Source organism: Halococcus thailandensis JCM 13552 (assembly GCF_000336715.1).
In the GTDB taxonomy this organism is placed as follows: domain Archaea; phylum Halobacteriota; class Halobacteria; order Halobacteriales; family Halococcaceae; genus Halococcus; species Halococcus thailandensis.
On the sequence record NZ_AOMF01000019.1, the window covers coordinates 1 to 11,364 of the forward strand.

The 11,364-nt window shown below is 58.5% G+C and carries 15 protein-coding genes and 1 pseudogene; all 16 read left to right on the top strand.

Features of this window, described 5'->3' with window-relative positions:
* Positions 1–189, top strand: a pseudogene (locus C451_RS22375) (IS630 family transposase); the annotation flags it as partial.
* A gap of 30 nt (positions 190–219) precedes the next feature.
* Positions 220–1,167 carry an IS1634 family transposase gene (locus C451_RS00640; RefSeq protein WP_007736529.1) on the top strand — a complete coding sequence of 316 codons (948 nt, stop codon included), beginning with the start codon at positions 220–222 and terminating at the stop codon, positions 1,165–1,167.
* Positions 1,168–1,220: 53 nt separating this feature from the next.
* Positions 1,221–1,967, top strand: coding sequence for a hypothetical protein (locus C451_RS00645; RefSeq protein ID WP_007736530.1), 747 nt, complete (start codon positions 1,221–1,223; stop codon positions 1,965–1,967).
* A gap of 63 nt (positions 1,968–2,030) precedes the next feature.
* On the top strand, positions 2,031–2,369 hold the full coding sequence (locus C451_RS00650; RefSeq protein WP_007736531.1) for a hypothetical protein: 339 nt from the start codon (positions 2,031–2,033) through the stop codon (positions 2,367–2,369).
* Positions 2,370–2,441: 72 nt separating this feature from the next.
* On the top strand, positions 2,442–3,206 hold the full coding sequence (locus C451_RS00655) for a hypothetical protein (RefSeq protein WP_007736532.1): 765 nt from the start codon (positions 2,442–2,444) through the stop codon (positions 3,204–3,206).
* A gap of 198 nt (positions 3,207–3,404) precedes the next feature.
* On the top strand, positions 3,405–4,121 hold the full coding sequence (locus tag C451_RS00660) for a hypothetical protein (RefSeq protein WP_007736535.1): 717 nt from the start codon (positions 3,405–3,407) through the stop codon (positions 4,119–4,121).
* Positions 4,122–4,186: 65 nt separating this feature from the next.
* Positions 4,187–4,636 carry a hypothetical protein gene (locus C451_RS00665; protein ID WP_007736537.1) on the top strand — a complete coding sequence of 150 codons (450 nt, stop codon included), beginning with the start codon at positions 4,187–4,189 and terminating at the stop codon, positions 4,634–4,636.
* 64 nt (positions 4,637–4,700) lie between these two features.
* Positions 4,701–5,171 carry a hypothetical protein gene (locus C451_RS00670; protein WP_007736539.1) on the top strand — a complete coding sequence of 157 codons (471 nt, stop codon included), beginning with the start codon at positions 4,701–4,703 and terminating at the stop codon, positions 5,169–5,171.
* Positions 5,168–5,557, top strand: coding sequence for a hypothetical protein (locus C451_RS00675; protein WP_007736541.1), 390 nt, complete (start codon positions 5,168–5,170; stop codon positions 5,555–5,557). Before C451_RS00670 ends, C451_RS00675 begins: the two co-directional genes overlap by 4 nt.
* A gap of 9 nt (positions 5,558–5,566) precedes the next feature.
* The gene (locus C451_RS00680) at positions 5,567–6,280 is read left to right on the top strand and encodes a hypothetical protein (protein ID WP_007736544.1); all 714 of its coding nucleotides are present in this window, start codon (positions 5,567–5,569) and stop codon (positions 6,278–6,280) included.
* Between the two features lie 513 nt (positions 6,281–6,793).
* Entirely contained in the window at positions 6,794–7,219 is a 426-nt protein-coding gene (locus tag C451_RS00690; protein WP_007736546.1) for a hypothetical protein, read from the top strand.
* Positions 7,220–7,391: 172 nt separating this feature from the next.
* Positions 7,392–8,042: a response regulator receiver protein gene (locus C451_RS00695; RefSeq protein ID WP_241431124.1), complete on the top strand. Its 651-nt coding sequence runs from the start codon at positions 7,392–7,394 to the stop codon at positions 8,040–8,042.
* Positions 8,043–8,236: 194 nt separating this feature from the next.
* Entirely contained in the window at positions 8,237–8,599 is a 363-nt protein-coding gene (locus C451_RS00700; RefSeq protein ID WP_049912605.1) for a hypothetical protein, read from the top strand.
* On the top strand, positions 8,599–9,018 hold the full coding sequence (locus C451_RS00705) for a hypothetical protein (protein ID WP_007736551.1): 420 nt from the start codon (positions 8,599–8,601) through the stop codon (positions 9,016–9,018). Before C451_RS00700 ends, C451_RS00705 begins: the two co-directional genes overlap by 1 nt.
* Positions 9,019–9,252: 234 nt before the next feature.
* Positions 9,253–10,251, top strand: coding sequence for an IS110 family transposase (locus C451_RS00710; protein ID WP_007736553.1), 999 nt, complete (start codon positions 9,253–9,255; stop codon positions 10,249–10,251).
* A 237-nt stretch (positions 10,252–10,488) separates the two neighbouring features.
* Positions 10,489–11,364: transposase (locus tag C451_RS00715; protein ID WP_241431125.1), on the top strand; the 876-nt coding region annotated here is incomplete at its 3' end.

An 11,364-nucleotide genomic window follows, 5' to 3' on the forward strand; every position in this document is an offset into this window, starting at 1 on the left:
GAGATAGGAGTCCTCAAACGGAAATGTCTCGACCGCCGCATCTATCACGCAGCGACCCTCCGGTCGGAGGTCGCTGCGTGGCAGGCTCGTCACAACGCCGCTGACCGATTGATCGACTGGCAATTCACCACCGATGACGCCCGGATCAAGCTACGCCGGCTCTATCCCGTTCCGCTCGAAGAAAGCTAGCAAGATCACGGTTGAAGCTACACNCCACCGATGACGCCCGGATCAAGCTACGCCGGCTCTATCCCGTTCCGCTCGAAGAAAGCTAGCAAGATCACGGTTGAAGCTACACTCAGTGGAGGCTACCAGAGGCAAAGTCTAGAGGACTTTGCGACACCACCAATTGATTACGTAGCTGCTCTCAAGAATTACAACACCGTCACACAACCACTTGCTGAACTTACTGTCGCGGAGTTCGACTCGGTCGAACTCCCCGACGGTGCCAGTCCTCTCGCAGTCAAGGAAATAGAACCACCCGAAGATCTCGATTCCGATCAGATACGCTGGATCGCAACCCATAATGAACAGAAGGCCGCTGACGATGCAGAATACCGCTCAGACCAGCTTGAGAAGGCTGGGAAGGCGCTCGACAAGTTAGTCGAGCGCCAGCACGGCTCCCGTTCGCTTTCGAAACAGGAGCTGGTGGATAAAATCGATAAGAAGTTGAAAAATTCGATGCAGGAGTTGGTGACGACGGAGGTCAACGAACGAGGTCCGCCGCGGCTATCGTGGGAGATCGACGAAGAGGCAGTTGAGGAGGCAGCCAGATTGGACGGGAAGGCGATGTTTGAGACAACACGGGCCGCGGAGAGACTCTCCGCGGCCGCGGTGGCACGTGCGTATCGTGATCGGGATACGGTGGAGAAGTTCATGGAGTCGATCAAGGACGTAGCGCGGCTGCGGCCGCACTACGTCTACACCGAACAACACGTGCGGGCGCGTGTGTTCGTCTGCGTACTGAGCGTACTCCTGATCGCCGTCCTCCAACTGGAACTGGAGAAAGCAGACAAGGAACTGACCGGCATGAAAGCGTTGGAGACACTACGCGGCGTTCGCCGCGTAGAGTTCTCTGCCGGATCAGACGAGGCCGTCGTGGTCAAAACCACTGAGTTGTCGGACGAGCAAGAGGAGCTGGCGCACGTCTTCGATTTGGGTACTTAAACTGCGAAAGATGGGCCGAAACAGAGCGTGCCACGCTCACCGCCTCGATTTCAGTGGGGTGCATCCAGCGATTCCTCGACGCGATTCGCACGATCAACGAAGAGTTCGAGCTGGCGGTCACGCCGAACGGAGTGACCGGCACCGTCGCCAACACCAGTCAGACGATGATGGGGAGCGTGCGGCTCGACGCGAGTGCGTTCGAGAGCTACGAGGCAACGACCGGCGAGATCGGCATCCAGACCGAGCGGTTGCGAGAGGTGACCCGGATGACCTCGAACAGCGACACGATGCACCTCGCGCTCGATGGAACCGGCCGGACGCTCGACGTCGAAGCCGGCGGTGTGGAGTGCTCGCTCCAGATGGATGACGGCGTCCAGGTTCCCGACAGTGCTGGCCTCGATGACGCAGACCATCCATCGGTCTGTGTGCTCGAAGGCGGCGAGTTGAAGCGAATCATGAAAGCCGCCGGCCACGTCGCCACAGAAGTCGATTTCCGCATCGAACACACTCGCGAACGCTTCGTCGCGGAAGCCAACGGCGATAGCGACCGGCTCGTTGCACCGCGCGAAGCAGCCGATGTCGAAGAGTTGCTCGTCGGTGCCGTGCCAGTCGCGTCGACGTTCAATCTCGACTACCTGCGCCAGATCAGACGGCCGATCCACAAGCGAACCGAAGTCACACTCGCGCTCGGGACGGACAGTCCCCTCCTGGTCGCGTTCGACATTGCCGATGGCGCAGGACACGTCGAGTACAGCATCGCGCCCGTCGTCACCAGTGATGACGACGACAGCGACGACTAGTCCAGTCGAGAAAGAAAGAGTTCCATTCGATTGGGCGTCAGTCCACCTGTTACCAGATTTATCATGACCATCGACCAAAAACGCGAGAAGGTCGTTTCTCTCCTTCGGGAGATCGACCGCGACCACGAGCGCAAAGGCACCGCGACAACAACACTCCGCGACCTCACGTACACCGCGAAATCGACGCGGTTGGGGCGGCGAAGCATCGAACGTGCCTACTCGCTGCTCACAAGCTTCCAAACTGGGACGTGGGGAGTGACAGCCGACCAGCTTCGGGACCGCCTCCGCGTCGACGCGTTCGGTGTCCACAAATACGACGACCCGTTCGACGGCCGACCGTTTCGGAGCGCGGAGCTCGCCCTGCTCATCGAGCAACTCCACCGATACCGAGAGGTTAACTGATCGCTGACGCCACAGAAACACGACCGATTACGCTCGAAAATCATCATCCAGTAACAAGATACTTTCAAAGCAATGTTCGGACGCAGACAAACTGTCAAAACACTCGAAGAGACATCGAACCTCGAACCGATCGAAAACCCGACCTCGCTCGATGATCTGGTCGGAGCAATCCGAGAAATCACTGTCGAGCGCCTCAAAAGCCCACACAAACCCTCGATCGAGACGATGCAACGTGTTCACGAGGGCTTCGATGACGAGACCGCAAAACAGGAGTACATCACCGATGAGACGCTGCTCCAGCGCATCAACGCCGCCCGCCGGCAGTTCAACGAATGGAAAGGCCGCGAACTGCGGAGTCGTCGCATCCCCTCGGTAGTGGAAGCCGGCCCTTCGAACTACGATTTCGACAAAACACAGAAGAAGGCGCGGTATGCCCGTGAGTCGAAAGAGGAACTGAACGAAAAGCTCGATCGCGTCCGTGCGGCAGCGAACGGAGCGCGGGGGCGAGCGCTCGAAGCCGTTGGCTCGTCAGTCGCGGAGGTGAACGCCGAACGAGCCGCAGACACGCGCGAAGCTGTTCGTGAACAGCTTGAATCGGGGATGATCGTCGAGTTCCGCAATCCACGGCTCACGATCGGCCGTGTCGTTCGCGTCAACAAAAAGACCGTCACGGTCGAATACGACCGCGGTTACACCGAAGATCCGCTTACGGGCGAGGAACTGGATCCGATGGCCCAGACACGCGTCGATCTCGACAGTGAGTGGCTCACGCTTCTGACCGACGCCAATACCATCGAAGAAGCCGAACAACAACAGGACGAAAATACCGATCAGTAAATCACACTCAGTGGGGGATACAGCACCTGAAACCACATTTTTCACCCTCACGAGAAGTGAGAGGTCTGAAACCATGTCAAACGAAGCGAACCAACTCCGCTGCCGGAGTTGCGGAGTCCAGACTAGCGAAGCCGACGGTGCAAAGATCGTGCGCGGTGAGCGTATCCTCGGCGTCCGGGCGTACTGCCCAAACTGCCAATGAACGACCACACCGATAGCGGACGAGACGGCTACCAGAGTACAGATTCGCCAAACGAAAACCCGGCAGTGGACGAACGCGCCCCCGGATGGGAGCTCCCGACGGACGACGAAGGAGGGCCGGACTACGAGGCTGCTATCGAGGAGATCGGCCTCGAGTACGACCAGCTGTTCTGCATCGATACGGAATACTACCGATATCGGGGCCGAAGGCACGATGATCTGCTCGTCGTTCCCCAGTCGGAGTATGCCGATCTCGCAGACGATGCGCTCGCGATCCCGTTCGTCTGGGCGGCCTACTGCGAGGGACGCATCGGCCACGGAGCGCCGATCACGGGTCCCGGAATGGTTCGTGGCATTTCCAACGCATCTGGCAACTCCTTCGTTAAGTTCCAGCCATCGGACTGGGATTTGGACAGTTCGTTCGCGCGGATCGGCCTCAATCGTGTACCCGACCGCGGTGCGTTCTTCGTCGACTATCGATACGGCGAGGACCTGCCAGCGCTTACGCTCTACGACGCCACCGATCGCGAGCAGCCAGCCTTCCAGTTCCTGCTGGCGACTCGTGAGCATCCGACGGTGCAGATGGTCCGCGATCCTACAAGCCACTTGCTGGCGCAGCTTCCGGCAGAACTCAGTGAGCGCATCGAGAGCGTATACGAACACCATGAACATGAACGCGGAAGGAAAGACAGAGACGGGGGGCCAGACCAGTAATGCCATTGCACAGACTAACAGGACGTATCAGTCTTGCTGTGCTGAGATCAAAGGGATCGTGAAACATGGGACACCACTGTGACACCTGCGGGCAGGAGTTCACCACTCTGACGCGAAAACGGCTCCACGACTGTGCAGGCAGTCCCGCAGCGATGCGTGATCTGCCTGACGATCTCGCAGACGGGTTGCCTGATCGGTTTCTCACGATGGACGAAGCTGCCGCGCTGGATGAAAGCAGCGTACAGCGATTCTTCCCGCTTCTCAGTGTCGGCGGATTCAACGCCTCCGGGAAGGTGATCGCTGGCTACGCCAAAACCGCGGACGGCCACTTCTTGCTTGCGTTCAACGGCGAGGACGACACCTGGTACGTCGTGGAGGAAAACGTCGATGCCGCTTCCTTTGAACGCGATGAGGACGATCTGCTGTGGTACGTGTGCGAGCGGAGCGACGTCGACGTGGGAGACGTATTCGGCTACGACTCGAGCGATCCCGACTATCCCCAGCTTGGCACGTGACACTCGTTTTTCTTCCCCGAGAGCGGTGAGGGACAGCACCATCAGTTCTGTTCCCGTGAATACCATGGCAACACTGCAAGCCGCCACCAGCTCGACGTGGAATAGAGTCGATCCGACCGCGAAAGACTGGATCGAAGCAATTGCCGAGGAGTACGACTTCTGGGGCGCATTCGACGAACTCACCATCGACGTGAAGGAGAACTCCGACGGCGACACCATCATCAGTATCTTCGGCTACGCATCGTTCGATCCGTCGAAACCCATTCACGACGAAGACGGGGCAGTCGTCGACCACGAATACGGTCACGCCGAGGAGTTCCTCGAACGAATCGCGCCCCACCTCGAAGAACAGCTCGTGATCGAGACAGTCGGCTACGAGAAGTGTCGCTTCCCGCTGTTGGCTGGCCAATGGTGTGTCTGGCCCGATGGCACCACTCAGTACGACTCGTTCGACCACAGCCCGGACAAACCCGAGCCGAGCGCGCAGGATGGTCAGTCGGACGACGCCGTCGAGTCTGGGGGCGTCGCACAGTGAGCGAATCGGTGGAGTCAGAACGCCAGTTTTCGACCGGCACGAACGCGGTTCACGCAGCGACCGCAGTGGCCAGCAATGAAGCACCGGAGCTCGATTTCCAGGGCGCTCTCGATGCACTCCGGGAGGGTATCGATGGGTACGGCGACCGCATCCATGCGGGTGCAGCCGTCCTCCGGGCCACCGATGACCTCGATATCGAGACGGACCTGCTGACCCATCCTCGGGTCGAGCAGGCAATCTGGCGCTACGAGCACGATCCCGACAGAGTTCGCCAACAGATCGAGTTGACCATCGACCGCGAAGATGCAGCGACTACCGTCGACGAGGTCGTTGCGACGTTCCGCGTGGCCGCTGTCCGGCTCGACACTCCTATCGAAGTCGATTGAGTGGGTGGCATGGTTAACAAGCCTCCACTCCCCGGCGGATTCGATCTCCCTGCTGAGGTGAACGGGTGGCTCCATGTGCCGGCGTCGAACAAAAACGGCCACGTCTGGATCGGCGAGTCAGCACAGCGGTCGGTCGGTGTCTTCTCCGGCATCACCGATCGTGTCCGTGTCGCCGTCTTCGACGACCGCGTGAACGGATTCTGCAGCAAGATCCAGCCCGTGGAACGCTCCTTCGAGGATGGCGAGACGCAGGCCGAAGCGACGGCGTGGGGCGTCGAGCGCGCGGTCGCGTGGATGGGCCGTCACGCGCCGGACAGTTGGAACCACCCACACGTCGAAGAGGCGGTGTTCGACCCACCGGCTGGCTTCGTTCTCGATCGCTACTACCTCGAAGAGCGCGAGCAGATCGTCTGCTACCGGCAAGGAGATACCGAGAAGGCCGTCAGCATGGCGGGTGGACGGCCTCCGGAGACAGAACCGAGTCTGGAGACGCGGGCGTATCTCTACGTCGAAGCGTGGCGTGGGAGCGGGAACGCGACGATCTCCCTCGCGCCGTGGTTGCGAGCACACGACCACGAGAAATACGAAATCGTGGAACCGCCAGATGAGTGCGGGCTCGCCGTCGCCCTGAAACTGGCCCGCGAGTGGGTTCGTGGGGAAGTTGGCCAGACGCGGGACAGCCCTGCGATTGGACAGAGCGACCTCGGAACGTGGTCAGGATGATCCGAGTCGGCGTACACCGGTTCAATTTCTCCTGTTGAGAACCGACAATATATCTGCGAGTTGTTCCAACAAGCGACCACAACAGAAGGAGCCTATGCCACGAAACCCCCGCACGCCGCTNTTTCTCCTGTTGAGAACCGACAATATATCTGCGAGTTGTTCCAACAAGCGACCACAACAGAAGGAGCCTATGCCACGAAACCCCCGCACGCCGCTATCGGCCACAGCGAAGGAAGCTCTTGAATACCTCACAGATGCAATTCACGACTGCGAGGAACAAGGCTGTCCACGGGATGAAGCACACCAATTCTTAGTCGATGATGAAGCGTTCTCTCACAAGCAGGCAGAGCGGGCAGTCCACCAACTGCTCATGCGGGGCTACCTCTATGAGGTTGATGGGCAGCTGTTCGTCACTCCCTGAACAGCCTCAAGCGACACTTTTCTGCAAACAGCAAAGGCGACTATGATGCTTTCAGCGGTTTGTCCTCTCCAGAGGGATGGAGGTATTCAAACATGGACGACAGCACAGACAGAGACAGCACCGAAACGACAACCGAAGAACGAGTCACGATCACACTCTACGGCTATCCCGTCCCAACCGACGATATCGAGCGTAATCAAGAACTGGGGGCATTCAAGGAAGCACTCACCGCGATGCCTGGAGTCAGTATCCACCCCAGAGACATCGCGATCACGGTCGGCCACCACTATGTCCAGATCGGCGACGACTGCCCGCGTTGTGGTGGCACACTCGAGCTCCGTGAGTACAGCTACTGCGACAACGGGGCCGTCGCAGAGGCCAACTGCGCTCACGCTCCCGACTGTGAGTGGCGAGGCCGAGCCATCTATCGGATGATCGACCTCGAAAGCGGCCCCGCTACGGATGTCAAGAGTGCCGTCGCCAACGGCGACATGACCCCCTCGTACTATTCGTACTGACGCGGATCGATGAGAAACAGAACCCATCGCATCGCCCGAAGTCGAGCGTTTGAAGCACGCTATCGGTCGATAACAACGGAAATGTGGTGTGTCCAGCCTGATTCTGGAGTGGGAACACTACGCTCCACCAACTGGAACAAACATTCAAGTAGTAGAGTGAACAACTATCGAGTTGAAGACGAGACGATTCATGGACGGGACGAACACTGACAGCGAGAAAGTCGAACAGCTTACAGACATTTTTCACGACATCACCGGCGAATCTGCCACCACCGAACGCCAACACGAAAATCGCTGGGCATCTGTCTCTGCAGACAACTCAGACAACAACGACACGATCCGGAGCATCATCCGCGAGATGACCGACGAGTACGGAATTCAGACCTCGCTCGACGAGGACGAACTCGCCACGGTCGTCCGGAGTTACCACGCTGGAGAGGGAGACAGAGAGATCGCTCGAACACTCGGCACGCCCAACCGCGATAAGACCATCGCTCGCGCCCGCGTCAGTCTCCACCTCTTCCGAGACACTGATTTTGACGCGCCGTTCGAGCTGTCGCAACTGCGTAAACTCCTCGATCAAGATGCATCGAACGACGAAATCGCCGACACTCTCTCAGCAAGTAAGAGCACCGTTCGCGCCTACGCGCGTGTACTCGACGCTGAAACCGAAGCCGAACACGCCGACCACGAGTACCAATCCCGGTTCGAGCAGGCACTCGGTGATACTGAGATGGACAGTGACGGGACTGACCGATTCAGCGAAACGGTATCTACATCAGCGTATGCGAGCGGTCTCGAAGACGCAGTTGGAAGTAGTTGATCGGCCGATAGCTTTATTATTGTCACTTCGTTTTTGTGAGTTGGACAATTTGTCCACGGTGATGCCAGACAGCGGACTGTTCCCTTCCCCTTCCTACTTCCCCGACTCGCTTCCTTGCAGACAGCGTGAGAAAACGTCAGAGAGACCGTTCCTCAACCACGTTTTTCTGCGCCTGAGTAGCGAGGCACAACCTCATGAACAAGCATTCAGACATTCGGGTGCAGACTCAGTGGTTCACTATCGAACTCTCCGTCTGCCAGTTCCGCGAGAGCTGGTGGCCGGCAGCATACCGCGGCGGCCACAGCGTGGATCTATTCGTTCCGCTTCCCGAGAACCGGACGCTATGGATAGCGGCGAGTTCACGCTGGCTCGCAAAACAGTTCGGCATCGATCCGTTCAGCTCCGACGCGCTCGCAAGCGTCGTGCCCGAGCCGCCCCACGAATGCAAAGCGGAAGGGTGTGAGTTCGAAACCGAAGACTACGGCACATTTCTCCTTCACGACGAACGCGAACACGCTCCCAGAGCCACCCATCATGCGGACCAGGAGGGTCACTGATGGGGGTACGTGGACGATCGCTGGACGAGACAGCCGAAACCTCATCTCGCATCAGAGAGGCGCTCGCAGACGCTCACGAAAAGTGGGCCGTCGAGGTCGAAGAGATCTCCGGACGGATGGTGATCGAAGCCGAGCGAGAAGAATTCCACCCCAACGGCAGCAGTGCGGGCGCACTCGCACTTGACCATCCGAAGAAGCCCGGTTGGGAAGTTCTCGCACCGGGCAATCAGGATGTCCGATGGACCGCGATGTACGACACCGGTGGCGAGGCTGCTGTCGCGCTTGCCGAAATCACGAACATCTTCGAAGCCCGCCGATCGATCAAACACGAACAACCTTCGGATTGGATCGTCCGAGCGTACTACAAAATGGAGACGCTTCTGTTGGACAGCCTCAAGGACGACAACCAAACCGTCTGATCTGCTCTGTTGACTCGATGGGAAAACCTGCTACCCTAGCCAGGTGAAGGCAAAGCATGGGGCACAAGAGACCGAGCCCTATTCAGCGTCCAAGAACGCGCGCTGTTGACTGGTCCAGGTGCGAAGGAAGCCGAGAGTGGGGCGTTACAGCCCGGCTGCCGCCGCAGGCGACAGCCGGGAAAGCCCGAATACGTGAATCTCATCTAACGCATCGGTGCCCCGGAGTGAGAACACATGTTCTTAGGAATCGACATCCACAAACGGGAGGCTCAAGTGGCCGTCCGTAACGACGACGGAGACGTGATCGAGCAGGTCCGTGTCGAAAACACGGACCTCGATGAAATTGGCCAGCAATACGCTGGCGGAGAAGCCTTACTGGAAGCTACCACGAACTATTTCTACATCTATGATATGCTGTCTGAGTATCTGGACGTGGTCGTTGGACATCCACCGAAGTTGAAAGCGATCGCTCGAACCGACAAGAAAACCGACAAGGTCGATGCCGAGGAACTGTCTCGGCTGCTCTGGTTGGGTTCAGTTCCTGAAAGCTATGTCCCTACCGACGAGATCAGGGAGTGCCGCGCACTCGTGCGCGGCCGGATCAGTCTGTTAGAGGACCGGACAAGCTTCGCGAACAAGATTCACTCGTTGCTGCTGGATAACGGCATCACCCGTCGGGTGAAGCCGTTGAGCGTGAAGGGTCAAGCGTTTCTTGAGAAACTGTCGCTGCCAGCTCCGTGGGATGAGTTGCTGTCATCGTACCTGGCGGTGATCGAGACGTTGACCGCAGAGATTGAGCAGTTAGACGACCGCATTGAGGAGCGGGCGAAAGGACTCAGAGAGACGCAACTGCTCATGACGATTCCAGGGATCGCTCACTACTCAGCGTTAGTGATCTACGCGGAGATCGGCGAAATTGGTCGGTTTGACAGAGCCAAGGAGGTAGTGAGGTACGTGGGATTGAACCCGGTGATCCGCGAGTCCGGGGACTCGCGGTTCGAAGGAGGCATCTCAAAGAAAGGCCCAGGGAAGGTCCGGTGGCTGCTGGTTCAAGCAGTCCACTCGGCGGTGCATACGGTCGAAGACGAGTACTTGAGTCGGTTCTATCACCGGATCGAGCGCCGGAAGAACAAGCAGAAGGCAGCGGTGGCGACCGCTCGGAAGTTGCTGGTGTCGATCTACCATATGCTCGATCGCGGAGAAGTGTACGATCCACCCGGCGTATCAGCCTAAGCGGCTGATTGGCCCGGTTGGTGGCGGTTTGAGCCACAGCTACCGCACGAAGATGTCTTCCGCCTGCCGGTGGTGAAGAGAGAAATTGGTCCGCCAACAGTCGGTTTCTGTGATGAGCGAAAGAATCAAGCTCCCTGGTTGGTTCTGTTCAGGTAGCAGGTTTTCCCATACGTGAATAGGGGTACGGCGGCGGGATAGACCGTCACATCGGTAAGGACGAAGCCGAGGAAGACCGATATGGCCGAAGTGGATCTCCTCGACTTCCTGAGGGACTGTAAGCGGCTTGCCATACAAGCGTTGGGGACCAACGCGGGCAAGCCCGCCGAAGGTGGGCTTGCCCGCTGGAAGCANTTCCTGAGGGACTGTAAGCGGCTTGCCATACAAGCGTTGGGGACCAACGCGGGCAAGCCCGCCGAAGGTGGGCTTGCCCGCTGGAAGCACCTCGTCATTCATGGATATCGGCTCGAAGACGACCACAGCTACCGCGAAACGGAAAATCGACTCCGGTGTTTTGGCGAACTGCGTGAGATCCTTGAACTCGATCTCAACGATGTTCCGGACTACTCCACGATTTACAAGTCGTTCGACCGATTCAATATGACGATCTGGCGGGCGTTGCTCCGCATTTCAGCGGAGCAACTCCCGCAGTCCGGCCACGTCGCGCTCGACAGTACCTTCTTCGAACGTGGCCACGCCTCGTCGTATTACCTTCAACGAGCGGATCGAGACGTACAGACGCTGAAAGTTACAACTCTCACCGATACAGAATCGCTTGCTGTGTTGGATCTGCAGTGCTCGGTCGAGTGGAAGCACGATACGAAGCTCGGACCGCAGGTCGTCCGGCGGAACGCCGACGACCTGCTCTCAGTTGCCGCTGACAAGGGATTTCACGACTGGATGAGCAAGTTCGAGTTCTACACGCTCGACGTTGATCCGCTTGTTCTCGAACGTGGATCGTCACTGGAGACAGTCGGTCATAACGCACTGATTCGGGACGCTGGATACTCTCAGCGGTGGATGTCCGAAACATCGTACTCGACAACCAAGCGCTCGCTCGGCTCCGCCGTGCGAGCGCAATTCTGGTACCGTGAGTTCCGCGAAATCGTCCTGATG

Excerpts from the sequence above, each read along its gene's own strand:
- C451_RS00655 (WP_007736532.1), top strand. The coding sequence starts at position 2,442 with ATGTTCGGACGCAGACAAACTGTCAAAACACTCGAAGAGACATCGAAC.
- C451_RS00650 (WP_007736531.1), top strand. The coding sequence starts at position 2,031 with ATGACCATCGACCAAAAACGCGAGAAGGTCGTTTCTCTCCTTCGGGAG.
- C451_RS00690 (WP_007736546.1), top strand. The coding sequence starts at position 6,794 with ATGGACGACAGCACAGACAGAGACAGCACCGAAACGACAACCGAAGAA.
- C451_RS00705 (WP_007736551.1), top strand. The coding sequence starts at position 8,599 with ATGGGGGTACGTGGACGATCGCTGGACGAGACAGCCGAAACCTCATCT.
- C451_RS00670 (WP_007736539.1), top strand. The coding sequence starts at position 4,701 with ATGGCAACACTGCAAGCCGCCACCAGCTCGACGTGGAATAGAGTCGAT.
- C451_RS00660 (WP_007736535.1), top strand. The coding sequence starts at position 3,405 with ATGAACGACCACACCGATAGCGGACGAGACGGCTACCAGAGTACAGAT.
- C451_RS00710 (WP_007736553.1), top strand. The coding sequence starts at position 9,253 with ATGTTCTTAGGAATCGACATCCACAAACGGGAGGCTCAAGTGGCCGTC.
- C451_RS00680 (WP_007736544.1), top strand. The coding sequence starts at position 5,567 with ATGGTTAACAAGCCTCCACTCCCCGGCGGATTCGATCTCCCTGCTGAG.
- C451_RS00665 (WP_007736537.1), top strand. The coding sequence starts at position 4,187 with ATGGGACACCACTGTGACACCTGCGGGCAGGAGTTCACCACTCTGACG.
- C451_RS00700 (WP_049912605.1), top strand. The coding sequence starts at position 8,237 with ATGAACAAGCATTCAGACATTCGGGTGCAGACTCAGTGGTTCACTATC.
- C451_RS00640 (WP_007736529.1), top strand. The coding sequence starts at position 220 with ATGACGCCCGGATCAAGCTACGCCGGCTCTATCCCGTTCCGCTCGAAG.